Annotated in this window: 22 protein-coding genes and 1 pseudogene; 15 read left to right on the top strand and 8 right to left on the bottom strand. The window is 64.9% G+C overall.

Features of this window, described 5'->3' with window-relative positions:
- Positions 1 to 2 precede the first annotated feature (2 nt).
- From mgtA to JQ591_RS04215, 5 genes are all read left to right on the top strand, one after another.
- On the top strand, positions 3 to 2,501 hold the full coding sequence (mgtA, locus tag JQ591_RS04235; RefSeq protein WP_211394765.1) for a magnesium-translocating P-type ATPase: 2,499 nt from the start codon (positions 3 to 5) through the stop codon (positions 2,499 to 2,501).
- Between the two features lie 158 nt (positions 2,502 to 2,659).
- Positions 2,660 to 3,595: a DMT family transporter gene (locus tag JQ591_RS04230; protein WP_211394764.1), complete on the top strand. Its 936-nt coding sequence runs from the start codon at positions 2,660 to 2,662 to the stop codon at positions 3,593 to 3,595.
- Between the two features lie 87 nt (positions 3,596 to 3,682).
- Positions 3,683 to 3,970: a hypothetical protein gene (locus tag JQ591_RS04225; RefSeq protein ID WP_211394763.1), complete on the top strand. Its 288-nt coding sequence runs from the start codon at positions 3,683 to 3,685 to the stop codon at positions 3,968 to 3,970.
- A gap of 119 nt (positions 3,971 to 4,089) precedes the next feature.
- Positions 4,090 to 4,605: a hypothetical protein gene (locus JQ591_RS04220; RefSeq protein WP_211394762.1), complete on the top strand. Its 516-nt coding sequence runs from the start codon at positions 4,090 to 4,092 to the stop codon at positions 4,603 to 4,605.
- 8 nt (positions 4,606 to 4,613) lie between these two features.
- Complete coding sequence (locus tag JQ591_RS04215; protein ID WP_211394761.1) at positions 4,614 to 5,288, top strand: class I SAM-dependent methyltransferase; 675 nt, start codon at positions 4,614 to 4,616, stop codon at positions 5,286 to 5,288.
- Positions 5,289 to 5,291: 3 nt separating this feature from the next.
- Here the strand turns inward: JQ591_RS04215 and JQ591_RS04210 are convergent, their stop codons facing one another.
- Both JQ591_RS04210 and JQ591_RS04205 read right to left on the bottom strand, forming a co-directional pair.
- Positions 5,292 to 8,483: an adenylate/guanylate cyclase domain-containing protein gene (locus tag JQ591_RS04210; protein WP_211394760.1), complete on the bottom strand. Its 3,192-nt coding sequence runs from the start codon at positions 8,481 to 8,483 to the stop codon at positions 5,292 to 5,294.
- Positions 8,484 to 8,706: 223 nt separating this feature from the next.
- The gene (locus JQ591_RS04205; protein ID WP_211394759.1) at positions 8,707 to 9,096 is read right to left on the bottom strand and encodes a DUF1330 domain-containing protein; all 390 of its coding nucleotides are present in this window, start codon (positions 9,094 to 9,096) and stop codon (positions 8,707 to 8,709) included.
- A 105-nt stretch (positions 9,097 to 9,201) separates the two neighbouring features.
- Here JQ591_RS04205 and JQ591_RS04200 point away from each other — a divergent pair, with 105 nt between their 5' ends.
- Both JQ591_RS04200 and JQ591_RS04195 read left to right on the top strand, forming a co-directional pair.
- A complete protein-coding gene (locus tag JQ591_RS04200) occupies positions 9,202 to 10,137 on the top strand; it encodes a DMT family transporter (RefSeq protein ID WP_211394758.1) in 936 nt (311 codons plus the stop codon).
- Between the two features lie 234 nt (positions 10,138 to 10,371).
- Positions 10,372 to 11,349 (top strand): Bug family tripartite tricarboxylate transporter substrate binding protein, encoded by a 978-nt coding sequence (locus tag JQ591_RS04195; protein ID WP_211394757.1) that lies wholly within the window; start codon positions 10,372 to 10,374, stop codon positions 11,347 to 11,349.
- Between the two features lie 87 nt (positions 11,350 to 11,436).
- Here JQ591_RS04195 and JQ591_RS04190 read toward each other — a convergent pair whose 3' ends face one another.
- The gene (locus JQ591_RS04190) at positions 11,437 to 13,122 is read right to left on the bottom strand and encodes a methyl-accepting chemotaxis protein (protein WP_211394756.1); all 1,686 of its coding nucleotides are present in this window, start codon (positions 13,120 to 13,122) and stop codon (positions 11,437 to 11,439) included.
- Between the two features lie 251 nt (positions 13,123 to 13,373).
- Here JQ591_RS04190 and JQ591_RS04185 point away from each other — a divergent pair, with 251 nt between their 5' ends.
- The 8 genes and pseudogenes from JQ591_RS04185 (at position 13,374) to JQ591_RS04150 (ending at position 21,928) form a co-directional block, all read left to right on the top strand.
- Positions 13,374 to 14,417, top strand: a complete 1,044-nt coding sequence (locus JQ591_RS04185) for a C-terminal binding protein (protein WP_211394755.1) — start codon at positions 13,374 to 13,376, stop codon at positions 14,415 to 14,417.
- Positions 14,418 to 14,504: 87 nt separating this feature from the next.
- Positions 14,505 to 15,848 carry an ABC transporter substrate-binding protein gene (locus tag JQ591_RS04180; RefSeq protein WP_211394754.1) on the top strand — a complete coding sequence of 448 codons (1,344 nt, stop codon included), beginning with the start codon at positions 14,505 to 14,507 and terminating at the stop codon, positions 15,846 to 15,848.
- Between the two features lie 140 nt (positions 15,849 to 15,988).
- Positions 15,989 to 16,945, top strand: a complete 957-nt coding sequence (locus JQ591_RS04175; RefSeq protein ID WP_211394753.1) for a carbohydrate ABC transporter permease — start codon at positions 15,989 to 15,991, stop codon at positions 16,943 to 16,945.
- A complete protein-coding gene (locus JQ591_RS04170; RefSeq protein WP_211394752.1) occupies positions 16,938 to 17,834 on the top strand; it encodes a carbohydrate ABC transporter permease in 897 nt (298 codons plus the stop codon). The genes JQ591_RS04175 and JQ591_RS04170 overlap by 8 nt, the downstream gene beginning before the upstream one ends.
- A 132-nt stretch (positions 17,835 to 17,966) precedes the next feature.
- Positions 17,967 to 18,938: an MBL fold metallo-hydrolase gene (locus tag JQ591_RS04165; RefSeq protein WP_211394751.1), complete on the top strand. Its 972-nt coding sequence runs from the start codon at positions 17,967 to 17,969 to the stop codon at positions 18,936 to 18,938.
- A gap of 50 nt (positions 18,939 to 18,988) precedes the next feature.
- Positions 18,989 to 19,995, top strand: a pseudogene (locus JQ591_RS04160) (alpha/beta fold hydrolase).
- Positions 19,996 to 20,014: 19 nt separating this feature from the next.
- A complete protein-coding gene (locus JQ591_RS04155) occupies positions 20,015 to 20,488 on the top strand; it encodes a DUF6130 family protein (RefSeq protein WP_211394750.1) in 474 nt (157 codons plus the stop codon).
- Between the two features lie 84 nt (positions 20,489 to 20,572).
- Positions 20,573 to 21,928 (top strand): esterase-like activity of phytase family protein, encoded by a 1,356-nt coding sequence (locus JQ591_RS04150; RefSeq protein WP_211394749.1) that lies wholly within the window; start codon positions 20,573 to 20,575, stop codon positions 21,926 to 21,928.
- Positions 21,929 to 22,056: 128 nt separating this feature from the next.
- On the opposite strand, the gene JQ591_RS04145 is transcribed toward JQ591_RS04150, so the two are convergent.
- From JQ591_RS04145 to JQ591_RS04125, 5 genes are read right to left on the bottom strand one after another with little or no spacing between them, the layout of a single operon-like run.
- A complete protein-coding gene (locus JQ591_RS04145; protein WP_211394748.1) occupies positions 22,057 to 22,884 on the bottom strand; it encodes an energy transducer TonB in 828 nt (275 codons plus the stop codon).
- A complete protein-coding gene (gene exbD / locus JQ591_RS04140) occupies positions 22,884 to 23,330 on the bottom strand; it encodes a TonB system transport protein ExbD (protein WP_211394747.1) in 447 nt (148 codons plus the stop codon). The genes JQ591_RS04145 and exbD overlap by 1 nt, the downstream gene beginning before the upstream one ends.
- A gap of 3 nt (positions 23,331 to 23,333) precedes the next feature.
- Positions 23,334 to 24,110, bottom strand: a complete 777-nt coding sequence (gene exbB / locus JQ591_RS04135) for a tonB-system energizer ExbB (RefSeq protein WP_211394746.1) — start codon at positions 24,108 to 24,110, stop codon at positions 23,334 to 23,336.
- A gap of 27 nt (positions 24,111 to 24,137) precedes the next feature.
- Positions 24,138 to 24,653, bottom strand: coding sequence for a heme utilization cystosolic carrier protein HutX (hutX, locus tag JQ591_RS04130; protein WP_211394745.1), 516 nt, complete (start codon positions 24,651 to 24,653; stop codon positions 24,138 to 24,140).
- Between the two features lie 27 nt (positions 24,654 to 24,680).
- Entirely contained in the window at positions 24,681 to 25,013 is a 333-nt protein-coding gene (locus JQ591_RS04125; RefSeq protein WP_211394744.1) for an antibiotic biosynthesis monooxygenase family protein, read from the bottom strand.
- Between the last annotated feature and the right edge of the window lie 20 nt (positions 25,014 to 25,033).

Genomic DNA, 25,033 nt, shown 5'->3' with positions numbered 1-25,033 from the left:
GCTTGTCGGACAGTCCAGCGCACGCCGACAACCACTTCTGGCGTCTTTCACCCGATCAGCTCTGCAAACGACTGGGTTGCGGCCTCACAGGTTTGGCTGCGGCGGACGCCTCCGGGCGCCTCGCACGCTGCGGGCCGAACAGCGACGCCGCGCCCCGCACCGAGGGCGCGATGCACGCGGTGCTCCGCCGCCTGCTGGAGCCCCTGTCGCTGATCCTTTTGGTTGCCGGCATCGTCTCGATGCTCACCGGCGATGAGATCGGCGGGCTCATCATCGTGCTGATCCTGACGCTCTCGATCGGGCTCGATACCATCCAGGAAGGTCACGCGATCCGCGCCGCGGACGTCCTCCGACGCTCGGTGGCGCTGAAGGCCGAGGTCAAGCGCGATGGCGCGTTCGGCCAGGTCGACGTCGAGCAGGTCGTCCCCGGCGATATCCTGCGCGTTCGCGCCGGCGACATCATCCCGGCGGATGCGCTGATCCTTCAGAGTACGGCGTTCACCGCCGGCGAAGCGGCGCTGACCGGCGAGCCCTACCCGGTGCAGAAGCGCGCCGGACAATGCGCCGGTCCCGACGACACGTCGAATGCGCTGTTTCGCGGCGCGGTGGCGCAAACCGGCGAGGCGATTGCGCTCGTCGTGTACACCGGACGCGATACAGTGTTCGGAGCGGCGGCCTCCGCGCTTGCCGAGGCCCAGACGCCTTCACCGTTCGAGCGCGACTTGCGCGAATTCGGCCTCGTGGTCGCGCGCGCCACGCTCGCGTTGGTGCTGGTCGTGCTCACCGTCCGCGTGGTGTTCGGCCGCCCCGTGATGGACTCGCTGCTGTTTGCCGTCGCGCTCGCGGTCGGGCTGACGCCGGAACTGCTGCCGATGATCACGACGGTGACGCTGTCGCGCGGCGCGCTGCGCATGGCCGGCCGCAAGGTGATCGTCAAGCGCCTCGCGGCGATCCACGATCTCGGCGCCATGACCGTCTTGTGCACGGACAAGACGGGCACGCTGACCTCGGCCGAGATCACGCTGGCCAGGAGCCTCGATGCCGCCGGCAAGGACGATGCCCGCGCCGCGCGGCTCGGCGCCATCGCCGCGAAACTCGGCGGCGATCGCGGCTCGCTCGACGCGGCGCTGGTTGCCGGCCAGTCGAATGCCGCGCAGGGCTGGACGCTGGCCGGCAGGCAGGCGTTCGACTTTTCGCGGCGGCTGGGATCCGTGCTCGCGACCGGTCCCGAAGGCGCGCTGCTCATCGTCAAGGGCGCGCCGGAGGCGGTGCTCGAGCTCTGCGCGATGGACGACGGCGCCCGGACCCGCGCGATCGCTCGCGTGCACGAGCTCGCGAGCGAAGGGCTACGCAGCATTGCGGTCGCCTCGCGCCCGTGGACCGGCGCAACGCGCGAGGTCGAGACCGCCGACGAGACCGATCTCGTCTTCGAAGGTTTTTGCGCCTTCGCCGACCCGCCGAAGCCGACGGCCGCGGCCGCGATCGCACGACTCGCGGCGACCGGCATCACACTGAAGATCCTATCGGGTGACGATCCGGTGGTGGTGAAGCGGCTCGCCGGCCTGGTCGGGCTGAACGCCGACCGCGTACTATCGGGGGCCGACATCGCCGAGCTCAGCGACGAAGCGCTGGCGGTCCAGGTTCAATCGACCGACGCCTACGGCCGGCTTGCGCCCGACCAGAAGTCGCGCATCGTGAAGGCGCTTCAGGCCGGCGGCGCGGTGGTCGGCTTCCTCGGCGACGGCATCAACGACGCTCCGGCGCTGAAGGCCGCCGATATCGGCCTGTCGGTCGAAGGCGCGACCGGCGTGGCGCAGGCCGCCGCCGACATCATCCTGCTCGCCCCGGATCTCGAAGTCGTCGCCGACGGCGTCGAAGAGGGCCGACGCACCTTTGCCAACATCATGAAATATGTCCGGATGGGCGCGAGCTCGAATTTCGGCAACATGCTGTCGATGGCGATCGCCTCGATGGCGCTGCCGTTCTTGCCGATGCTGCCGACGCAGATACTGCTCAACAACCTGCTCTACGATCTCTCCGAGCTCGGCATTCCCTTCGACCAGGTCTCGCGCGCGGCCACCGCGCAGCCGCAGGTCTGGAGCATGACGCGGCTGGTGCGTTTCGCGGCGATCATGGGGCCGCTGTCCTCGGTATTCGACTTCCTGACCTTCGGCGCCCTCATCATGCTGTTCCAGGCGTCGCCGGAGGAATTCCGCACCGCCTGGTTCATCGAATCCATGGCGACGCAGATCCTCGTGATCTTCATCATTCGCAACAATGGCCGACCGTGGCGCAACTGGCCCGATCCGGTGCTGTCCGCCTCCTCGCTGGTCGCCTTGCTGGTCGCGATGGTGGTGCCTTTCACGCCGGTCGGTGCCTGGTTCGGCTTTGTCACTCCGCCACCGATCATGATGGCCGGCATCGCGCTCCTGGTCGTCGTCTATCTCGCCTGTGCCGAACTGTTGAAGCCGTTTGCGATCCGTGCCGGGCTGAAGGGTTGAGCGAGGTTCCGGCCGCCGCTCCCGCGCATGGACGCGATGCGCCTCGCACCCATTGATATCGGCCGGATTTCCGTGTCTTTGAACGGGCCGGGTCTGAACCGGCCCGGGTGCCGCCGGGCTGGAGGCTTGGCGCATGACGCGGGGCCACAACAATCACAATGTCCGCCACCGACGAGACCACCGGCGCCGCCACGTCCGGCCACAACTGGATCGCCAACCAGCCTTATCTGCTGCTCAGCATCACCGCGCTGTGCTGGGCCGGCAACGCCATCGTCGGGCGGCTCGCCGCCGGTCATATCCCGCCGGTGACGCTGTCGTTCCTGCGCTGGTTCTTCGCCTTCCTGCTGGTGCTGCCGTTCGCCTGGAAACACCTTGCCCAGGACTGGCCCGCGATCCGCGGCAAGCTCGGCCTAATGGTCACGCTCTCGATCACCGGCATCGGCGCCTTCAACACGCTGCAATATTGGGCGCTCGAACATACGCAGGCGCTCAACACGCTGCTGCTCCAGTCGGCCGCACCGCTGGTCGTGGCGCTGTGGTCGCTGGCCATCCTCGGCGTCCGGCTCACCGCGGCTCAGGCCTTCGGCGTGCTGCTGTCGATGTGCGGCGTGCTGATCATCCTGCTGCATGGCGATTTCACCACGCTGTCGAACATCGATTTCAACAAGGGCGACCTCATCTTCGTCGTCGCGCTGATCATCTTCGCGCTGTATTCGGTCCTGACCTTGAAGCGTCCGCCGATGCACGGCCTGTCGTTCCTCGCCTTCACTTTCGGCTGCGGTGCTGCCTGTCTCATTCCGCTGGAGATCTGGGAGCTGTCCGCGCGTCCCGTGATGAAGCTCGACGGGCCGAACCTCCTGACCCTGTTCTATGTCGCGGTGTTCCCCTCGACGCTCGCCTATCTCTGCTTCAATCGCGGTGTCCGGCTGATCGGCGCCAACCGCGCCGCGCCGTTCTTCCATGTCGTGCCGGTGTTCGGCTCGATCATGGCGATGGCGTTTTTAGGCGAGCACCCGCAGGCCTTCCACTTCATCGGCTTCGCGCTGGTGCTGGCCGGCGTGTTCGTGGCGTCGCGGAAGCAGCAGGCGGCGTAGTTCGTCTTCAAATGTATCGCGCCGCACCCATGCAGAGCGTCGTCGTGCCGAGCAGCGCCGCGCCCACGCGCTGTGCAGTCGCAATGCGTGAATGCATGGCCGCTGAATCGCCCGAGCCGCGGCGCAAGGCGAGAACCGCGCGGGGCCGATTGCGGCCTGAACGCCGATCGCGAGGACCTGCTCGGTCTTGCCGAAGCTGCCGGCGTGGGCGAGATGGCCGAGATAGGCTCCGGTCAGGACCGCGATCGTCGCCACCTCAAGACGTTTGCGGCGCTGCGCGCGCGGCGGTCGCCCGAGGAGGTCTGCCGCTTGATGCGGGCCGCGTGTCGAGCCGCTGTTGATGGGTTGATACTGGAGGGGCAGAAAGCGCACTGAGCGGAAGAAGTAGGCCCACGAGCGTCCCGCTTTCCTTGCAATTTGTCCGGGACCAAGGTTCAATGTCCCGATTGCTGGCTTCCCGATCCAATAACCCCACTAATTGCAGGGAGAGTGATATGGGCGCATTGATGGCCGAGGACGATATCTATATCGGCCCGCTGTTCGATCTGTTCAATTTGAGATTTGGCCCCGAGCAGAAAGATATCGAACTGACTGCCGGGGGCGTGTCCGAAATCAAGGCCCTGCAGGACGAATTCGAAATCTTCCAGGAAGGACGGCCGTTCGTCGAGAGCGCAAAGCTCCTCGGATTGGGCGGCCTGAACAACAACCGTGCAAAGAACCGGTGGTACAGTGTGCTGGCCTGGCTGGCCAAGGTCCCGTCGGACCAGGACGGCGAAACGGGCGACCAGCGCATCGTGAACGCATTGATCAAGAATTTTGCGCGCAAGTCGCCGCTGCCTTGCTTCATGAAGGCCCATGATTCTCGCAATAGCGGCGGCTATGGCCTCAAGGTCGTCGTACGCGAGGACACCCCGATCTTCTACATCGACCGAACATATCTCACGATTTCGGTGCCGATGGCGCCCAAGGTCCCGCCCGCAGGCAAGGGCAAGAAGAAGTCGAAGAAATAGGCGGGCTGATGCGCGCCGCCGTTGTCGCGAGCGAGCTTGCCTCTCCGGGCGCCGGAGACCTGAGTCGGATTTACAGCGGCATCGCCGCCTATTATTCGGCGAAGGTCGCACGCTTCGGCGCGACGCCGAACGGCGTCGACTGGACCTGCCAGGCCACGCAGGAGATGCGCTTCGTCCAGCTCCTGAAATTGTGCGACTTCGCATCGCCCTTCTCGCTGAACGATCTCGGTTGCGGCTATGGCGCGCTGATCGCCTATCTCGGCCGCCGGCATGACGGCTGCGCGGTGGACTATCTCGGTATCGACGTCTCGGAGCCGATGGTTCGGCGGGCGCTGCGGCTTTGGCGGAACCGCGGCGACACCGCGTTCGCCATCGGCCATAGCAGCCCCCGGACCGCCGACTACGCGGTCGCCAGCGGCATCTTCAACGTTGCGCAGGATCAGCCGCAGCACGACTGGGAGCAGTTCATCGCGGCGAGCCTCGATGATCTTCATCGCACCACCAGGCGCGGCTTCGCAGTCAATTTCATGAAGCGGTCAGAAAGCGCGCCTGCCCGCCGAGGCCTCTACACCACCGACACCGTATCCTGGGCGCGCTACTGCGCCAGCCGGTTCAATGCCATTGCAGAGGTGCGCGACGGCTATGGATTGATGGAGTTCACGCTCATCGTGCGGAAACTCTAGCCTTCACGCGCCGACCGACAGCCGTCGTCGAGTCTCCTCCAGCAGCCTTCGGTAAATGCCCGCCCCCGTCAGCTCGATCAGGGCCTCGGCTCGATCGACGAGGAGGGCCACCTCGCCGAGGTGATCCGGGTTGTTGCTCGCCGCCAGCGCGGCGGCGAGCGCGATGGTGGCGCGGCATTCCGGCAGCCGGGCGTGCCGTTCCTGCGCCACCGCGATCGCTTCCCGCGCCTTATCGATGGCCGCGGCGTGGGCGCCGGAACGAAGCTGATAGTCGGCGATGCTCGCAAGCATCTCTGGTTCGATTTCCATGGCCACGCGCGCCGCGCGCACGAACTCGACGCCCTCCGTCAACGACAGGATTGCGGCCTGATAGTTCTGCGCGATGCCCTGCGCCGTGCCGATGCAGGCGAGCGAATAGGCGCGCAAATAGGGACTGGCCTGGCGCGTCGCCAGTTCGATCACGCGCCAGGCATGGGTGGAGGCCATCGCGGAATCGTCAAAGCACCAGGCCAGATCGACATACCCAAGATGGGCGATGAACTGCACCGTCGGATCGATCAGCGTCGGATCGATGGCGAGAATTCGATCGAAGCACCGCCGCGCCTCGTCGAAACGGGCGAGACGAACGAGGATTCGGCCACGGAGGCCGAGGATCCAGTGCTCCACATTGTAGCCAAGGAACTGGTGCTCGAAGTCGCTGATGCCAGGAACGCCGGCGAGCGCCGCATCACTCGCCGCCAGGGCTTCGCGCAAAAGGCCGGCCCAGCCGTAGGCTTGGCTGAGCGAGGCATTGAGCGTCGCGGCGCGGCTGGTAAGCTGTCGCGATTCCGTCAGCGCCAAGGCTTCCCTGACGGCGTTGACGTAGGCATCGGCTTGCCCGCCGCTCGCACCCGCGATCCGTCCTTCGACAAACAGCAGGAGCGGGATCATGGAATCGTCGATCTCCTGCGCCCATTCCAACGCTTCCTGAATGAAGGGTTTTGCGTCCTCCGACGTCATGCCCTCGCGCCAGCCTAGCCAAGCGATCTGGCTGCTGGCCGCGATCCTGAGCACATCGCCCGCCAGACTACGCTTCTGTCCCCCCTTCAGCGCGCGCACCTTGTGCCAGTGCCGAATCGCTTCTGCCGGACTGGTCGAGCCGATCCAGCGCGCGGCGCGCGCGGCGTATTCGGCGGCGGCGTCGATCTCACCGGCCTGCTCGAAATGGTGCGACAGGAGCGCTGAAAACTCCTCGAGCCGCTCCGGATAAAATTGCTCGATCGCGCGCGCCACCCGCGCGTGCAGAAGGCTGCGCCGCGCGCGGAGCTGGGTCGAGTAGGCGATCTCCTGAATCAGGGGATGGCGAAAGCTATAGCCTTGGCCGTCCTCGCCGCTGCGCGCCTGGAGCATCTCGCCGGAACAGAGCCGGGCCAGCGTCGCCTCGAGCTCGGCAGCGGGCACGCTGGCGACGCTCTGCAGCACCGCGAGCTGAAACTCCTTGCCGATGATCGCGGCCGTGTGCAGGAGGTCGCGATCGCCGGCCGCCAGCCGATCAATCCGCGCTCCGATCACGGCCTGCACGGTCGGTGGCAGCACGTCGGAGACACCGGAAATGCCGCGCCGATAACCGCCCTGCTCGCCAACGATGGCCAGATGCTCGACCAGGGAACGGATCAGCTCCTCAGCGAAGAACGGGTTGCCGCCGCTGCGCTCGGCGACGCGCCGCCGTACCTCGGACAGCTCGTCCCCCGGCCCGAGCAGCTCGTTGACGAGATCGTCCGTATCCGTCGGCGAGAGCTCGGCGAGCTCGATCTGCTGGTACAGCGGCTCGCGCATCCAAGGCGCGAAATAGGCCGGCCGGAAATTCACGATCAGGACGGTCTTGGTGGAGATCACCGCGTCAACGAGCGTTGCGACGAATTCCTCGCTCGCCTGATCGAGCCAATGCAGGTCCTCGATGATGATCACCGACGCCGACGCGCCGCGCTGGCGAACCATGTGTCGGACGATATCCAGCAGACGAACGTTGCGTGCGCGCGGACCAAGCCAGGAGGGTGGGCCCTGGCCGTGCCTGATGCCGAGGAAATCGCAGACCAGCCAGAGGTCCGCCTCGAATGTAGAGCCGAGCTCGGCGAGGCGCGTGGCGATCTGCTTCACCGCCAGATCAGGCTCGTCGTCCGGTGAGACGTTGAAATAGGTCGAACGCAAGAACTCCAGCACCGGCTGCAGCGGCGTTGCCGTGCCATAGGGCTGCGCGCGGGCCTCGAACACCGGGATGTGACGCGCGCGGCAATATTCAGCGAACTCGTAGCACAGCCGGCTCTTGCCGGTCCCAGGCGGGCCGACGATGCCGGTGACGCGCGAGCTGCCGGTCTCCACCGCCGCCAAAGTCCGCTGCAGCAGAGCCATCTCCCGTTCGCGCCCGCGGAACGTCGCCAAGGCGACACCGCGGAATTGCTGGCTAGCGACCGCCGGCTTGAGGTTCTTGAGAAGATACAGCTCGATCGGCTCCGGCACGCCGCGCAGGCGGTGACGGCCGAGCGGGCCGACGTCGCAGAACGAGCGCACCAGACGGTAGGTCTCGTCGGTCAGGCAAATCTCACCCGGTTCCGCCTTGGCCGGCAGCCGGCTCGCCAGATGAATGGTGAGCCCGTAAGCGCCGTGCTCGGTGACCGTGTCGACGAGCGGAGCATCCGCGACGATCTCGCCGGAATGCAGGCCGATGCGGACCGACATGGCATCGTCTCGCGCACGAAACGTGTCGCGGATCGCCAGCGCCGCCTCGCACGCCAGCAGGGCGTGGCCCTCCTGCGCGCGAGGTGCGCCGAAGAAGGCGAGGATGCCGTCGCCGAGAGTTCGGACCACCGTGCCCTCGAACCGCTCCACGCCGTCGCACATGGAATCGAGCGCGGGCTTGAGACGCTGCATGGCATCTTCGGCGGTTAGGCCGGCAACGATCTCGGTCGAGCTAACGAGATCGGCAAACAGCACCGTCACCTGCTTCAGCTCGCCCCGAAGCGGCCTCGTAGAATGCCCCGCCGCTGCCGGGATTGGCCTGCCCGCGGCGTTCAAGGCCGCGCCGCAGGCCCCACAAAAGCCCGAGCCGGGCGGGCTGAGATGATTGCAGACGGAGCAGGCCATCGGCAGAGCCGAACCGCAGCCGTGACAGAAGCGATTGGTCGCCGGATTGTCCCCGCCACAACGCTCACAGAGCATCTGATCCCCAACGAAGCAATAGTCGACCAGGAGGAAGCAGCACCGCAACGCGTTATGCCTAGCCTGCAATGCCGGTCATCCGCGCTCACCGGCCAAAGGCACCATCTTTGGCACCCTCAGGCAACCGAATAGTTCACATTTGGCGCGCAACTGCGTCGAAGTCGCGCCCAAAGGTTGCAAAAAATATCCAAACACGCACACTTGGTTCGTGAGTCCGGCAGGATCAGCCGGCGCTGAATTTACTGTACGCTTGCTCCGTCGCAACGATCACATGCTCGGCGCAGGCGTTGCGCCGGTGCGGATCGGCGTCACGCTCGTAGGCCTCCGACTTCATCATGTCGAGGAAGGCCGCGATGCTCGGATAGTAGACCAGCGCCACGAAATCCCTGTCGTTGCCATCGTGCGGGCCGAGCGCAACCGACTTGGCCTTCCCGGTCCAGAGCAGCGTGCCGCCGCGCGCCTTGATCATCGGCACTGTGACCGCACTGTAGCGCAAATAGGCGTCCCAGCCGGAACCGTCGCCGTCGCCCGAGCACGCGTGGAAGCGCATCAGGTTCAGCATCACCACCGGTGCATGCTGATCCAGCCGCTCCAGGCCGTCGATGTTCAACATATTAACCGCCAATGCCGCCTCCTCTGGTCATGCCTGCATTGTAGCATTGCGGTCGCGTGACTTGTGTCACGACGCAAACCCGGCGCAAGCTTGTATCCAACGCCAATGACGATCGCTTCGCCTGCGCCACCGGCCTCCAATCCGGCCAGTTGGCTCAACAACCAGCCTTATCTGCTGCTCAGCCTGAGCTCGCTGTTCTGGGCCGGCAACATCGTGCTCGCGCGCCACGTCGGCGCGCATGTGCCGCCGCTGACGGTGACCACGATCCGCTGGTTCGGCGTGTTCCTGATCCTGCTGCCGTTCGCCTGGCCGCATCTGAAGCGCGACTGGCCGAACTTGCGCAAGAACCTGCCGCTGATGCTGTTCCTGTCGCTGGTGGGCTTCGCCTTCAACAACGCGATCTCGTACTGGGCGATGCAATACACGGAGGCGCTGAACGCGCTGCTGATCCAGTCGGCCGGCCCGCTGTTCGTGGCGCTGTGGTCGCTGGTGCTGTTCGGCGTGCGGCTGACCGGTGCGCAGCTCGCCGGCATCGCGATCTCGCTTCTCGGCGTGCTGATCATCATCCTGCGCGGCGATCTCGGCACGCTCGCGAGCATCAGCTTCAACAGGGGCGACATCATGTTCGCTTCCTCGCTGGTGGCTTTCGGGATCTACTCCACCTTCATCCCGCGGCGACCGAAGATCCACCAGCTCTCCTTTCTCTCCTTCACCACCTGCTGCGGTGCGACGATGCTGCTGCCGACCGCGATCTGGGAGGCCTGGAGCGGCCGCGTCCTGCAACTCGACGGGGTGACGCTGGCGACGCTGGGTTACATCCTGATCTTTCCCTCGACGCTGGCCTATCTCTTCTTCAACCGGGGCGTGGCGCTGATCGGCCCGAACCGCGCCGCACCGTTCTTTCATCTGGTGCCGGTGTTCGGCTCGGCGATGGCGATCCTGCTGCTCGGTGAAAAACTCCAGCCATTCCACCTGATCGGCTACCTGCTGGTGCTCGCAGGCGTCGTGTTCGCCTCGCGCCAGGGTTCTGCGGTGAAGTAATTCCGCGACGCGGGCGCACGACAAGTCTCGTGTCCCGGTTCAGCAGCGCAGCACGCAGTGATGCGCTGCTGAACCGGGACCCAGTTTGCCGCGGCATGGGCCCCGGCTCTGCAGCGCACCGCTGAAGAAGCGCTGCGCTGCGTCCGGGGCACGGGACCAGGTTAACTCGCGTCTTCCGGTTTTGATGTGGACCGGCTAGGTTCCCCGCCAACGAAAAAGAGGGAACGACCACGCATGCTGTCATCACTGATCCGAGCCCTGCGCACCGCCGGCGCGGCCGCCCTTTGTCTCGCCGCCGCATCCGCTGCGCAGGCCGACACCTATCCGAGCCGCAACATCACGCTGGTGCTGCCGTTCGCGGCCGGCAGCGGCACCGACACCACGACGCGGCTGATCTCGCAGCATTTGTCGCAGGCACTGGGCGTCGGCATCGTCATCGAGAACAAGGCGGGCGCCAACGGCATGATCGCCGCGACCTATGTCGCGCGCGCCGCGCCCGACGGCTACACGCTGCTGGTGACCACCAACACCACGCATTCGGCCAATCCCTATCTGCTCAAGAACCTGACCTACGATCCGGTCAAGGACTTCACCCCGATCGCGCGCACCGGCGACCTGCCCTTCATGCTGGTGATCCACCCGGAGGTGCCGGCCAAGACCGTCGGCGAGCTCGTCGCCTACGGCAAGGCCAATCCGGGCAAGCTGAGCTACGCCTCGGGCTCGTCCTCGGCGATCGTGTCGGGTGCGACCTTTGCGCACAATGCCGGGCTCGACCTCCTGCACGTGCCCTACAAGAGCTCGCCGCCGGCGCTCAACGACGTCATGGGTGGCCGCGTCTCGATGATGTTCGTGGACATCCTGACCGGCCTGCCGCATGTCCAGGGCAACGCGCTACGCGCGCTCGCCGTCACGACGAAGGACCGCTCATCGCTGGTGCCGACCCTGCCCTCGATGCAGGAGGCCGGCGTGCCGGACTTCGACATCTCGTCGTGGCAGGGCTATTTCGGCCCCGCCGGCATGCCCAAGGAGATCGTGACGCGGCTCAACGCCGAGATCCGGAAGATCGTCGAGAAGCCGGAGATCAAGGCCCAGCTGGCCACCCTCGGCATGGACGCGTTTTCGGGCACGCCGGAGCAGCTCGGCACGTTCGTGAACGAGCAGCTCGTGTTGTGGGAGAGGCTGATCCGGGAGGCGGGGATCGAGAAGCAGTAGGGGGCGCCACCAGGAAGCTGTCATCGTCCGCCTTGTGCGCAATTGCGCACTGGGGCGGACGATCCAGTATTCCGGAGACAGCAAGCCTTACGCCGCACGCACCTTGGCGAGGAAGCCGTCGACTGCGCTGCGCAGCGCGCCGGACTGGCTGTCCAGCTCGCGGGCGTTGGTGAGCACGTCGGTTGCCGCCGTGCCGGTCGCTTCCGCGGCCGAGGTGACGCTGCCGATATTGGCGTTGATCTCGTTCGATCCGGCCGCGACCGACTGAATGTTGCGGGCGATCTCGCGGGTCGCCTCGCCCTGCTGCTCGATCGACGCGGAAATGCCCGCGGTGATCTCGCTCATCTCGGCGATAGTCTGGGTGATGCCGCCGATGGCGGCGACCGCATCGCTGGTCGAGGTCTGCATCGCCGCGACCTGGGCGGAGATTTCCTCGGTCGCCTTGGCGGTCTGGTTGGCGAGGGCCTTGACTTCGGAAGCGACGACGGCAAATCCGCGGCCGGACTCACCGGCACGCGCCGCCTCGATGGTGGCGTTGAGGGCGAGCAGATTGGTCTGTGCCGCGATCGAGTGGATCAGCTTGACCACTTCGCCGATCTTCTCGGCGCCGGTGGAGAGTTCCTGCACCGTGGCATTGGTGCGCTCGGCGTCGTTGACGGCGCGGCTCGCCACTTCGGTCGAGCGGGTGACCTGACGGGAGATTTCCGCGACCGAGCTCGACAGCTCTTCGGCAGCCGCGGCAACCGTGCCAACATTGCCCGACGCTCTCTGCGAGGCCGCGCCGACGGTCGCCGCACGCGAAGAGGCGTCGCTGGCGGTCGCGGTCATCGATTGCGCCGTGGCTTGCATGCCCGTCGCGGCCGAGGAGACCGAGCGGACGATGCCGTTGACGCTGCGTTCGAAGTCGCTGGCGATGCCCTCCATCGCGCTGCGACGTTCCGCCACGGCGCGATCCTTGGCATCGGCTTCGCTCTTCTCGATCTCGCGAATGCGCAGTGCGTTGTCCTTGAAGATCTGGACGGTCGACGCCATCGCGCCGACCTCGTCGCCCCGGCCGACGCCGGGAATGTCGCCGTCGAGCTTGCCGTCGGCCAGATCCTTCATGCGGGCTCCGAGCAGGGCGAGCGGGCGGCTGATGCTGCGACCGATCAGCCAGGCAACGCTGCCGGCGACGATGACGATGCCGAGCATGGCGAAGCCGAGCAGCCAGTAGACCGGACCCATCTTGGCGTCGATGTCATCGAGATAGGCACCGGTGCCGAGATACATGTCGAGGCCGGGGACCGCGACGGCGTAGCCGAGCTTGCGGATCGGCTTCTCCTGGCCGGGCTTCACATATTCATAGTACAGCAGGATCGAACCGTTGGCCTTGACGCCGTCCATCAACTCGACAGACAGCTTGCGGCCGTTGGTCACGACATCCATGCGGTTGCTGCCGATCTGCTTCGGATCGGGCGCGAGCTGCGTGATGCCCTCATAGGACGTGCCGAACAAATAGCCCGAGCCGTTGTCGTAGGTCATCGCATTGCCGTAGCGGCGAAGTTCGGCCATGGCCGCGTCCTTCGTCAGCTCGCCGGCGTCGACCCGCTTCTTGAGGGCGGCGGCGTAGTTGCGCCCCATCTCCACGATCGCCTTGGCCTGATCGATGCGGGCGTTCACCATCTCCTGCTTCATCAGGTATCCGGCGAGGACCCCGGAAATGCAGAGACCGAACAAGGTGACGCCGACGAGAATGCCGAGCTTGGGGGCGATCTTCAGATTGCTCAATTTCACGGGATGGCTCCGGCAACAAAGGGATAAGGACGCGCGAGTGAATCGATCGCAATTGAATCAACTTTTAGTGGGGACCCCTTAGCAACCTGTTACGGGACGCCCGTAGAAGCCCTGAGAAAACCTGGGAGGAGTCGCACAAATCGACGCAACGGCAACCGGCGATTGTACGCAGGCAACCCGATTTCGCGTAAAAGACGCAAAGGCCCGCACGAAGGCCGGGTCGCAACAAGAAACCAAATCGGGAGCAGGACATGCCGAAATACCGGGTGGTGACGCCGAAGGGCGCGAGCTTCACCGTCGCGAGCAGCGATTATTCCTACGAGCGCGAGGCGCTCGATCCGATCGACGCCGAGATCGTCGAGGCGCCGGCCGACGAGGCCGGGTTCATCGCCGCCGCGAAGACCGCCGACGCCATCTACGCCAAGGGCATCCCGATCACCAAGACCATCATAGACGCGCTGGAGACCTGCAAGGTCATCACGCTCGGCTCGGTCGGCGTCGACAGCGTCGACATCAAGGCCGCGACCGCGCGCGGCATTCCCGTCACCAACATCCCCGACACGTTCATCGAAGAGGTCGCCGACCATGCCATGATGCTGCTGCTCGCGGGCTTCCGCCGGCTGGTCGAGCAGGACCGGATGGTGCGCAGCGGCCGCTGGGCCGAGGGCCGGCCGGCGTTGTCGAAGATTCCGCGGTTGATGGGTCAGACGCTCGGCTTCATCTCGTTCGGCCGCGTGGCGCGTGCAGTTGCGAAGCGCGCGGCGCCGTTCGGCCTGCGCATGATGGCCTACGATCCCTTCATCCAGGAAACGCTGATGTCCGACCACGGCGTGATTCCGGCGACGCTGAACGAGGTGTTGTCGCAATCCGACTTCGTCTCGATGCACGCCCCCGCCCGGCCCGAGGTGCATCACATGCTCACCGAGAAGCACTTCCGGCAGATGAAGAAGGGCTCGGTCTTCATCAACACGGGCCGCGGCGCCACCGTGGACGAGGAAAGCCTGATCAAGGCGCTCCAGGAGGGCTGGATCGCCCATGCCGCCCTCGACGTGCTGGAGAAGGAACCGCCCTCGCACAACAACCCTATCTTCAGCATGGAAAATGTGACCCTGACCGCCCATGTCGCCTCCGCCTCGGCACGGTTTGACGAGGCGCGCAAGCGCCGGGTGGGCTACGAATTGTCACTGGTGCTTCAGGGCATGTGGCCGGTAAGCTGCGTCAATCCGTCGGTGCTGCAAGACACCGCGCTCCGCCGCTGGCAGCCTGTCAGCATGGACCGCGGCCCGAACAGCTAGGCGGCCGGCCGCGAAGGCGCGCCGGAAACCGGAAAGACCCTTCACCGGCGATCAACGCCGGGAAGGGAAACATATAGGGAGGAACCGATGAGGAACGACATCACACGTCGTGATGCCTTGGCGCTGGGCCTGTCCGCTGCTGCAATCGCAGCAACCGGTGCTCCGGCGAACGCCCAATCCGCGATCAAGGCCGCGGACGTCCCCACACCGAAACTGCCGATCGAGAAAGGCGCATCCCTGCGCATGCTGCGACCGGTCCGCTTCGTCCAGGCCGACGAGGATGTGTTCCGCGCCAATGCGGCAAAATTCACCAAGGAGACCGGCGTCGAGATCAAGGTCGACTTCGTCGGCTGGGAAGACATCAACCAGCAGACCGCGGTGACATCGAATTCCGGCGCGGGTCCCGACATCATCATCGGCTTCTCCGACGCACCGCACATCTATGTCGACAAGCTGGTCGAGCTGACCGACGTCGCAGACTATCTAGGCAAACGCTACGGCGGCTGGCAGAACCTTGCGAAGGCCTACGGCAAGAAGGCCAAGAGCGATACCTGGATCGGGCTCCCGTTCGGGGCCACCGCCGGTCCCCTGATCTATCGCAAGTCGATTCTCAAATCCGTCGGGTTCGACAAGGCGCCGGAAGACCTGGGCGGGTTCCTCGATCTCTGCAAGAAGCTGCAGAAGGCTGGCAAGCCCGCCGGCTTCGCGCTGGGCAATGCCGTGGGCGACGGCAACGGCTTCGCGGACTGGATGATGTGGTCGCACAACTCCTCGCTGCTGGACGAGGAAGGCAATGTCACCATCAACAGCAAGGAAACGATCGCGGCGCTGAACTATGTGAAGGAGCTCTATCCGACCTTCATCGCCGGCACGCCGTCCTGGAATGACGTCAGCAACAATCGCGCCTACTCGTCACAAGAAATCGGCCTGACCGCCAACGGCGTCTCGCTGTATTTTTCGCTGAAGAACGATCCAGCACTGGCGGCGATTGCAGAAGATTCCGAGCATCAGCTGTTACCGAAGTTCCTTGCGCCGGCCTCGCCGATGTCCGGACTGACGCTGAACGCCATGGTGTTCAAGCACAGCCAGTATCCCAATGCGGCGAAAGCCTTCCTGCTGTTCATGCTGGAGAAGGAGCAGTACGAGCCATGGCTCAACGCCAACAGCGGCTACTGGTCGCAACCGCTGGCGGCCTATGCCGACGCGGCGGTGTGGAAGGGCGACCCGAAGGTCGCGATCTTCAAGGACACAATGAACAGCAAATATTACGCCGGTTACAAAGGCCCGATCTCGACCGCCACCGGCGCCGTCCGCGCGGACTATGTGACGGTGCAGATGTTCGCCTCGGTCGCGACCGGTGCAGCGACGCCGGAAGCCGCGGCTGCAGAAGCCGAGCAGCGCTGCAAGCGGTACTTCCGGCGGCAGAAGTAACGCCAGAGGACAAGACGGCCGTCGTTGCGATGAGCGTAGCGGCGAAGCAATCCAGACTGCAACCGCGGAAACAGACTGGATTGCTTCGCTTCGCTCGCAAATGACGGTGTGGCGGAATTCAACGACAGGACAACGACCCGATGTCCGTGACCACACTTCCCACTCTCGCCCTCGCACGACGGCAGCCCTCCTGGCTGGTGCGCTTGTTCGACTACAAGCCGTTCCTGATTGTAATGTGCCTCGCGCCGGCGATCGGGCTACTCGCGGTGTTCCTGACCTATCCGCTGGGTCTCGGCATCTGGCTCGCATTCACCGACACCACGATCGGCCGGCGCGGCGTCTTCGTGGGCTTCGAGAATTTTCAGTATCTGCTCACCGATCCCCTGTGGTGGAACGCCGTCTTCTACAGCGTGGTCTACACCGCAATCGCGACCTTCGGGAAGTTCGCGCTCGGCTTCTGGCTTGCGCTGTTGCTCAACAACCATTTTCCGTTCAAGAGCCTGCTGCGGGCGATCATCCTGATGCCCTGGATCGTGCCGACGGTGCTCTCGGCGCTGGCGTTCTGGTGGATCTACGATCCGCAATTCTCGATCATCTCCTACCTGCTGGTTGACGTGCTGCATTGGCGCACGACCAATGTCGACTTCCTCGGCTCGCCCTGGCCGGCGCGTTTCTCGCTGATCGCCGCCAATATCTGGCGCGGCATCCCCTTCGTCGCGATCTCGCTGCTCGCCGGCTTGCAGACCATCTCGCCCTCACTCTACGAGGCCGCAATGCTCGATGGCGCCAGCGCCTGGCAACGCTTCCGCTACATCACCTTCCCGATGATGATGCCGATCCTCGCCATCGTCATGACCTTCTCGATCATCTTCACCTTCACCGACTTCCAGCTCGTCTATGCCATCACCCGAGGCGGTCCGGTGAACTCGACTCACCTGCTGGCGACGCTGGCCTTCCAGCGCGGCATCGCCGGTGGCGAACTCGGCGAAGGTGCGGCGATCGCGGTGTCGATGATCCCGTTCCTGGTGTTCGCGACGCTGTTCTCTTATTTCGGCCTGGCGCGCCGCAAATGGCAGCAGGGAGAGAGCAATGACTGACACCGCCGCGCAGCCGGCCGCCGTCGCCACCACACCGCCCGACACCATGGCCTGGGATTCCGGGCTGCGGCGGCTGATGATGATCTACCTGCCGCTCGGCTGCTTCGTGCTGATCCTCTTGTTTCCGTTCTACTGGATGGCGATCACGTCGTTCAAGCCGAACGCGGAGCTGATGAACTACAAGGAGCACAATCCGTTCTGGATCTCCTCGCCGACGCTTGCTCACATCAAGCATCTCTTGTTCAACACCGCCTATCCACGCTGGCTGTGGACGACGATGCTGGTCGCGATCGGTTCGACCACGCTGTCGTTGATCGCGAGCACGCTTGCCGCCTATGCGATCGAACGCCTGCGCTTCCGCGGCAGCCCCTATGTCGGCCTCGGCATTTATCTCGCCTATCTCGTGCCGCCGTCGATCCTGTTCATTCCCCTGGCAACCGTGGTCGTGCAGTTCGGCCTGTTCGACAGCCCGCTTGCCCTGATCCTGGTCTATCCGACCTTCCTGGTGCCGTTCTGCACCTGGCTCCTGATCGGCTATTTCAAGTCGATCCCCTACGAGCTCGAGGAATGCGCACTGGTGGACGGCGCCACAAGGCTCCAGATCCTGCGCCGGATCACGCTGCCACTGGCGGTGCCCGGCCTGATCTCTGCCGGCATCTTCTCCTTCACGCTGTCATGGAACGAGTTCATCTACGCGCTCGCCTTCATCCAGAGCGGCGCCAACAAGACGGTGCCGGTCGCGATACTGACCGAGCTCGTCACCGGCGACGTCTACCAGTGGGGCGCGCTGATGGCGGGATCGCTGCTCGGCTCGCTGCCGGTTGCGATCTTCTACTCGCTGTTCGTGGATTATTACGTGTCGTCGCTGACCGGCGCGGTGAAGGAGTAACGCACCACGCGCGCGAGTACGGTCGATCGTGCAATCGTGATAGACCGCCTACTTCATTCGTCCCACTCTGCATGCTGACAGCGGGGGCGATTATTGGCGCCGTCGATTGTCGCTTCAGAAAGCGGGAATTGCATGAGTTCGCCAAAAGTCGCCTCGTTATCTCGACGCGGGTTTTGCCTGTGTTGCGTCGGCGGCGCGACGTTCGCCGCCACCGCGGGATGGCTTACCCCCCGGCAAGCCTACGCCGAAGCGCGAGGCATCGTCAGCCTGATCAAGGACAGTGCTGCGGTATCGCCGATCGTCACGCACAAGCTCCGAAACAACATCACCGTGCTGGAAGGCTCCGGCGGCAACATTGCCGTCCTGACCGGCCCCGACGGCAAGGTGCTGATCGATGCGGGCATCCGTGTCTCACGACCCCAGCTTACCAAAGCGCTGACCGATCTCGGCGCCGATCCCGTCACCCACCTCGTCAACACCCACTGGCATTTCGATCACGCCGACGGCAACGAATGGCTGCATGCAGCCGGTGCCAGGATCATTGCGCACGAAAACACCCGAAAGCATCTCCTCCAAGTCGAGCGCGTCGAGGACTGGGATTATAATTTTCTTCCGCTCGGTGCGGGCGGAATCCCCAGTGAAGTCTTTGCCGGCAGCCACGCGCTCAAGCTCAACGGAACCTCGATCGATCTGAAATATTACGGACCTGCGCACACCGACAGCGACATCTCCGTCACCTTCACAGACGCCAACGTCGTTCACGTCGCCGATATGTTCTGGAACGGCATCTATCCGTTCATCGACTATTCGACCGGCGGCAGCATCGACGGGATGATCGCTGCATGCGACGCCAATCTCGCGGCGATGGACAAGGACACGATTGTCATCGCAGGGCATGGCAAGCCGGTCAGCAACAAAGCCGAGTTCCAGGCCTTTCGCGACATGCTCGGCGGAATCCGCGACAACGTCGCCCGGCTCAAGAAGCAAGGACGAACGCGCGACGAAACCGTCGCGGCGAAGCCGACCGCAGCGTTCGACGCGATATGGGGTCAGTTCGTGATCGATCCCGGCTTCTTCACCCGGCTGGTCTACCAGGGCGTTTAAAAAATCCCTCGCTGCCGTCGGCGAACTCATCGTTTTGAAAGGACATTGACATGGAAACCGCAGAGACCTCCCGCAAGCCCGCGCTCCTCGATCGCCGCCGTCTCGTTATGGGGTTGTCCGGAGCAGCTGTCGCAGTTGCTTCGACGGCAGCATCCGCGAAGCCGGAGCGCGACGAACACGCCGCCGCCAGCGCCTATCCGGTCACCTATCATCGAACCGCGACCGTAGATGGCATCAAGATCTTCTACCGTGAAGCCGGGCCGAAGGATGCACCGGTGGTGCTGCTGTTGCACGGCTTTCCAACTTCCTCGCACATGTTCCGTAACCTGATCCCCGCGCTCGCGGACCGCTACCACGTGATCGCTCCGGACTATCCCGGTTACGGCCAGAGCGACATGCCGCCGCGCGCGACATTCAAATACACATTCGATCGCTTCGGCGAGCTTGTTGGCGGCCTGCTCGACCAGCTCGGCGTCACCCGCTATGCGATGTATGTCATGGATTACGGCGCTCCCGTGGGCTGGCGCCTGGCGCTCAAGAATCCAGAGCGCATCAGCGGCCTGATCGTGCAGAACGGCAACGCCTATGACGAGGGATTGAAGGAATTCTGGGACCCGATCAAGAAATACTGGAACGACGGGTCCGATGCGAGCCGCCAGGCGTTGATGAAGCTGGTCACGCCCGAGATAACGAAATTCCAGTACACCGACGGCATGTCCGACGTGAGCCGGATTTCACCCGACAACTGGGTTCAGGATCAGGCGCTGCTCGACCGTCCCAGCAACAGCGAGATCCAGATGGATATGTTCTACGATTACCGGACCAATCTGCCGCTGTATCCCGCGGTGCAGGCCTATTTCCGCAAGCACCAGCCGCCGACACTGATCGTCTGGGGAAGAACGATTTCATCTTCCCCGCCGACGGCGCCCATCCCTACAAGCGCGACCTGCCGCAGGTGGAGTTTCACCTCGTCAATACCGGCCATTTCGCGCTCGAGGACAAGTTCGACGAAATGGTCCCGCTGATCCGCGACTTCCTCTCCCGCAAGATCGCTTGATCATTCGGAAGGAATGGACATGTATGCCGCCCTCGACTGCATGGCCGTTCTGGCGGCCTCCACATTGTTTGCAGCGGCCGCCGTCGCCCAAACCGCCAGAGATGTGCGCGGCCCGTCACCGCTGGTCGCGATCGAAAACGAGGCGCCCGCCCGGCTGATCGTCGATCCGCCGCTTGCCAAACAATTGGCGCAGGGCCTCGTCTTCATCCAGTACACGACTGAAAATCTCCGCGTCGTGCCGGTGTTCGGCAAGGGCGCGCTCGACGTGTCGCCGCGTATCGGCCACGTCCATATCACGGTCGACGATGCGCCGTGGCATTTTGTCGATGCCAGTGGCGAGACCGTGATCGTGGTCGGGCTGAAGCCGGGCCCGCACAAGATACTGTTCGAGCTGGCCGATCCGACGCACCGCGTGATCGACAGCAGGACGGTCAGCTTCGAGATTCCGCTGCACCAAAACCCGGCGCCGTCACCTGCGCCGGTAACGAAATAGCCCGCGGCCGCGGCGTTTGGCCCGGTTTCACAAAACTGCAACACGCGGTCCGCATAAGACGGCCTCCGTTAACAGGAGACGCACATGCGCGCGACTTTTCTCAGCACCGTCGCAATGATCATTCTCACTGCGGGCTCCGCGCTCGCGCAGAGCGAAGGCGAATTCCCCGCCAAGCTCGCCGGCCACGTGGTGATGCCAGCTGCCACGTTCATCGACGCGCCGGCCGACGCCCCCGCCGATCTCAAGACATCCGGCAAATACACCACCGGCAAGCGCGTCGACGCACTCGGCACGGTGATGGGCAAGTCCTATGAGCGTCCGACCGGCGTGTCGCTGCCGTTCAAGGGCCAGCCGCTGCAGGGCCACTCCGGCATCAAGCATATGCCCGACGGCAGCTACTGGGTGATCACCGACAACGGCATGGGCGCGCGTGCCAACTCGCCGGATTCGATGCTGTACCTGAACCGTTACAAGATGGATTGGGCGAACGGCAAGATCGAGCGTCAGGAAACCATCTTCCTGCACGATCCCGACAAGAAGGTCCCCTTCCGCATCGTCCATGAGGACACGCAAAAGCGCTACCTCACCGGCTCCGACTTCGACACCGAAGGTTTTCAGATCATCGGCGACACCTTCTGGATCGGCGACGAGTTCGGCCCCTACATCCTGAAGGCCGACAAGACCGGCAAGATCCTGGGCGTATTCGAGACGATCGCCGACGGCAAGCCGGTGCGCTCGCCGGACCATTGGGCCGTGGCGACGCCGGGCGCCCCGGGCGCGACCTACACCAACGTCAACCTCCGACGCTCCAAGGGTTATGAGGGCTTCGCGTCGTCCAAGGACGGCAAGTTCCTCTACGGCCTGCTCGAGGGCCCGCTGTGGGATGCCGACAAGAAGGACTGGGAGAAGGTCGACGGCAAGGAAGCCTCGCGCATCCTCGAATTCGACGTCGCCGCGGAGAAGTTCACCGGCCGCTACTGGCAATATGTGTTCGAGCAGAACGGCAATGCCATCGGCGACTTCAACATGATCGACCCGGCGAGCGGCCTCATCATCGAGCGCGACAATGGCGAAGGCACGCCCGACAAGGCCTGCCCGCAAGGCACCCGCGGCGAGAACTGCTTCCCTGACGTGGCCAAGTTCAAGCGCGTCTACAAGATCGAGCTCACCGACGCCAATGTCGGCAAGCCCGTGCGCAAGATCGGCTATATCGACCTCCTGAAGATCCAGGACCCCGACAAGAAGGCGAGGAAGCCGCTCAACGACGGCGTCTACACCTTCCCGTTCTTCACCATCGAGAACGTCGACCGGGTCGACGAAACCCACATCATCGTCGGCAACGACAACAATCTGCCGTTCTCGTCCAGCCGCGATCCCAACAAGGCCGACGACGACGAGTTCATGCTGCTCGATGTCGCGGACTTCCTGAAGGCGAAGTGACGCCGGACTCTCAACACGGTCATCGCCCGGCTTGACCGGGCGATCCAGTACGCCGCGGCCCCTCTTTGATACCGAAAGGCCGCGGAGTACTGGATGCCCCGCCTTCGCGGGGCATGACAGCGGAGGGCCTACCTCACCGTAAACTCCACCGGAATCGTAAAGCTCATCGCGCCGTTCTTGATCTCGTCCGGGATCGGCGGAAACGGCGAGGCTTGGCGGACCATCGACATGGCCTGGGCGTCGAACGCGGCAACACCGGACGAGCCGCTGAGCCGGCTCGACGTGACCTGCCCGCTCCGGCTGACCGTGAAGCTGAGCCTCGCAACGCCGCGCTGACCGCCGCCGCCGGCCGGATACTGGTGGAAGCGCATCAGATGCGCGCGGACGCGCTGATTATAGGAAGCGATCGCGGAGGCCACCGCGCCGGCGCTCATGGCCGATGCCATCGGCGCCTCACGCTCGGCGCGCGGCGGAGCGCTGGTGCGCGGTGCGGGCATCGCCTCCGACGGCTTCCTGGCCTCGCGACGGACCGGCTTCGGCTTCGCCGGCGCAGGCTTTTCGACCGGCACGATCTTCGCCGGCTCGGGCCTCGCCGGTGTCGGCTCGAGCTTCCGCTCCGGCGGCGCGACGTCCGGCTTCTCCTGCGACGGCGTCGGCGCGATGGTCTCCTCGACGGCCTGCTGCTGCACCGGCTCCGGCGGCGAGGCGTCCGCCTGCTGCATCACCGGTCCCGGCACAGCGTCGTCCTGCACCGACTGCGGTGCCGACGTCACCGGCGCCATGTCGATCATGATCGCCGGCAGGCTGACGCCCTGCTCGGGCTGTGACCTGAGCCAGCTCATCGCAAGAAGCGCGGCCGCGACGTGCAACGCCACGATCACCGCTGCCGATAGGCTCCATCGTGCGCCCTCGCGCTCGCCAAGCGGCTCGTGCAGGGCAAAGGCGTTCGCGGCCATCAACTGCGCCCGTCGAGGCCGACCAGCGCGACCTTCAGATAGCCGGCATTGCGCAAGCTGTTCATCACCTCCATCAGGTCGCCATAGGGGACGGCCTTGTCGGCGCGCAGATAAATGCGCTCGTCCTTGCGGCCCTTGGTGGCGGCCTCGAGCGAGGCACCAAGCGCATCACGGGCGACGACGTCCTCTCCGACAGCGATCGAGAGATCCGGCTTCACGGTGAGGAAGACCGGCTTGTCCGGCCGCGGGGCCGGCTCGGCCGCGGTCGCCGGCAGCTCAACGCCGATATCGACGGTGGCGAGTGGGGCGGCCACCATGAAGATGATCAGGAGCACCAGCATCACGTCGATGAACGGCGTGACGTTGATCTCATGGGTGACATCGAGATCGTCAGGGTCGCCGCGCTTGAGCGGCGATCCCGACCGTGCGCCGAGCTTCGCGGCCATGGCCTACTCCGCCGCCCGCGCCATGCGGAACTCTCTGTGGTCGCGCTGCCGGCTCACCAGCAACATGAGCTGCGCCGAGGCATCGCCCAGCAGCGCGCGGTAATTGGCGATGCCGCGGACCAGATGGTTGTAGATCACGACCGCCGGGATAGCGGCGACGAGGCCGAGCGCGGTGGCGAGCAGTGCTTCGGCGATGCCGGGCGCGACCACTGCGAGGCTCGTGGTGTGGCTCTCGGAGATGCCGATGAAGGCGTTCATGATGCCCCAGACGGTGCCGAACAGGCCGACGAACGGCGCCGTGGCGCCGATGGTCGCGAGCACGCCGGTGCCGCGCGCAATCTGCCGCGACATCGCGGCTTCGACCCGCTCCAGCCGCAACGCCACGCGCTCCTGAAGGCCATCGTCGAGGATGCCGCCGGAGAGCTCTGCTTCCTTGGCGCAGGACTGGATCAGCTGGGCGACGGCGTCATGGGCGTCGCCGGCCCGTGCGGCTGCGTCGGCCATCGTGACGTTGCCTTCGAGCGCGCGCGTCCGCTGCAAGGCGAGCGCCCCCTTGCGCCGTAGCTCGATGGTCTTGGCGAGCCAGACCGTCCACGTCGCCAGCGAGGCGATGGCGAGCCCCGCCATCACCGCCTTCACGATGATGTCAGCGCCGAGGAACATCCCCCAGGGCGACAAATTGCGCGGCAACAGCACCTCGTCGATAGCAAAGGCGGGCGCCGGCGCGAGCGCCAGCACGATGGTCACGATCGCGTGCCGCAGCCTGGAATTGCCCTGCATCCTGATCTCCCGACAGACAAAAGGAAGCTATGTCGCGGGCTGCGCCGCGATCCGATCCGCAAGCTGCCGGAACCGCACAAGCTGGTCCGCGCGCAGTGCCCGGTTCTCGTCGCGGCCGACGAAGACCTTGAACATGATGCCGCCGTCCGCGTTGACGAACGCGACGAAGGCGGACGTCTTGCCCATGAACGGACGCTCGACGAAAGCAACGGCCGCACAGCGCTCGTGGCGGAGATGACCGTGCAATCCTTTCGGCTGCATCAGGTTGAAATAGCCGCGGCCGATCTCGCCCGCGGGAATTGCGCCCGTGAATTCGAAGATCGCGTCATCCGTGTGGACGATCAGCGTCACCTCACCCCACCCGGCGATGTCCTGCATGGCGGCGGCGAAATGCTCGCCGCCACCCACCCGAACCATCGACGACGGCAGCGCCTCGATCACTGCGCGCGGCGTGACCTTGCGCTCGCGCGCGACGTCCTCGATCACCGCGCCGGGATTGTCGGCCATATACGCCTTGAGATCGGCGAGATCGGTGCTCAGCATGTCCGGCTCCTTTCGTGTTCGTCCGCCTCAGGCAGCCGCCGCCTTGCGCTCGCTCTGGATCACCTCGAAGCCCTCGAACTTGGGATGACCGAGATAGAGGCTCTCGCCGGTCGGATTGTCCGCGCGGGCATGGGCACGGCGAAATTGGTCCGAGCGCGTCCAGGCCTCGAACGCCGCCTTGTCGATCCAGGTGGTGTGGGAGGAATAGAGCGTGTGGTCCTCGGCCTCGGGGCCCTTCAAGAGATGAAACTCGACGAAGCCCGGCATGCTGCCGAGATAGGATTCGCGGGTAGCCCAGACGGTTTCGAATGCGGTCTCCGCGCCCTTCTTCACCTGGAAGCGGTTCATAGCGATGAACATAAAGTCTCTCCTTCTTATCA

This window comes from Bradyrhizobium canariense, from assembly GCF_018130465.1.
GTDB lineage: Bacteria > Pseudomonadota > Alphaproteobacteria > Rhizobiales > Xanthobacteraceae > Bradyrhizobium > Bradyrhizobium canariense_C.
The sequence above is the reverse complement of the archived record's forward strand: the minus strand, read 5'-3'. Positions and strand labels throughout refer to the sequence as shown.

Bases quoted from the DNA above. Each gene is read 5' to 3' on its own strand.
- JQ591_RS04230 (WP_211394764.1), top strand. From the start codon at position 2,660: ATGTCCGCCACCGACGAGACCACCGGCGCCGCCACGTCCGGCCACAAC.
- JQ591_RS04220 (WP_211394762.1), top strand. From the start codon at position 4,090: ATGGGCGCATTGATGGCCGAGGACGATATCTATATCGGCCCGCTGTTC.
- JQ591_RS04215 (WP_211394761.1), top strand. From the start codon at position 4,614: ATGCGCGCCGCCGTTGTCGCGAGCGAGCTTGCCTCTCCGGGCGCCGGA.
- JQ591_RS04210 (WP_211394760.1), bottom strand. From the start codon at position 8,483: ATGCTCTGTGAGCGTTGTGGCGGGGACAATCCGGCGACCAATCGCTTC.
- JQ591_RS04205 (WP_211394759.1), bottom strand. From the start codon at position 9,096: ATGTTGAACATCGACGGCCTGGAGCGGCTGGATCAGCATGCACCGGTG.
- JQ591_RS04200 (WP_211394758.1), top strand. From the start codon at position 9,202: ATGACGATCGCTTCGCCTGCGCCACCGGCCTCCAATCCGGCCAGTTGG.
- JQ591_RS04195 (WP_211394757.1), top strand. From the start codon at position 10,372: ATGCTGTCATCACTGATCCGAGCCCTGCGCACCGCCGGCGCGGCCGCC.
- JQ591_RS04185 (WP_211394755.1), top strand. From the start codon at position 13,374: ATGCCGAAATACCGGGTGGTGACGCCGAAGGGCGCGAGCTTCACCGTC.
- JQ591_RS04180 (WP_211394754.1), top strand. From the start codon at position 14,505: ATGAGGAACGACATCACACGTCGTGATGCCTTGGCGCTGGGCCTGTCC.
- JQ591_RS04175 (WP_211394753.1), top strand. From the start codon at position 15,989: ATGTCCGTGACCACACTTCCCACTCTCGCCCTCGCACGACGGCAGCCC.
- JQ591_RS04170 (WP_211394752.1), top strand. From the start codon at position 16,938: ATGACTGACACCGCCGCGCAGCCGGCCGCCGTCGCCACCACACCGCCC.
- JQ591_RS04165 (WP_211394751.1), top strand. From the start codon at position 17,967: ATGAGTTCGCCAAAAGTCGCCTCGTTATCTCGACGCGGGTTTTGCCTG.
- JQ591_RS04155 (WP_211394750.1), top strand. From the start codon at position 20,015: ATGTATGCCGCCCTCGACTGCATGGCCGTTCTGGCGGCCTCCACATTG.
- JQ591_RS04150 (WP_211394749.1), top strand. From the start codon at position 20,573: ATGCGCGCGACTTTTCTCAGCACCGTCGCAATGATCATTCTCACTGCG.
- JQ591_RS04145 (WP_211394748.1), bottom strand. From the start codon at position 22,884: ATGGCCGCGAACGCCTTTGCCCTGCACGAGCCGCTTGGCGAGCGCGAG.
- exbD (WP_211394747.1), bottom strand. From the start codon at position 23,330: ATGGCCGCGAAGCTCGGCGCACGGTCGGGATCGCCGCTCAAGCGCGGC.
- exbB (WP_211394746.1), bottom strand. From the start codon at position 24,110: ATGCAGGGCAATTCCAGGCTGCGGCACGCGATCGTGACCATCGTGCTG.
- hutX (WP_211394745.1), bottom strand. From the start codon at position 24,653: ATGCTGAGCACCGATCTCGCCGATCTCAAGGCGTATATGGCCGACAAT.
- JQ591_RS04125 (WP_211394744.1), bottom strand. From the start codon at position 25,013: ATGTTCATCGCTATGAACCGCTTCCAGGTGAAGAAGGGCGCGGAGACC.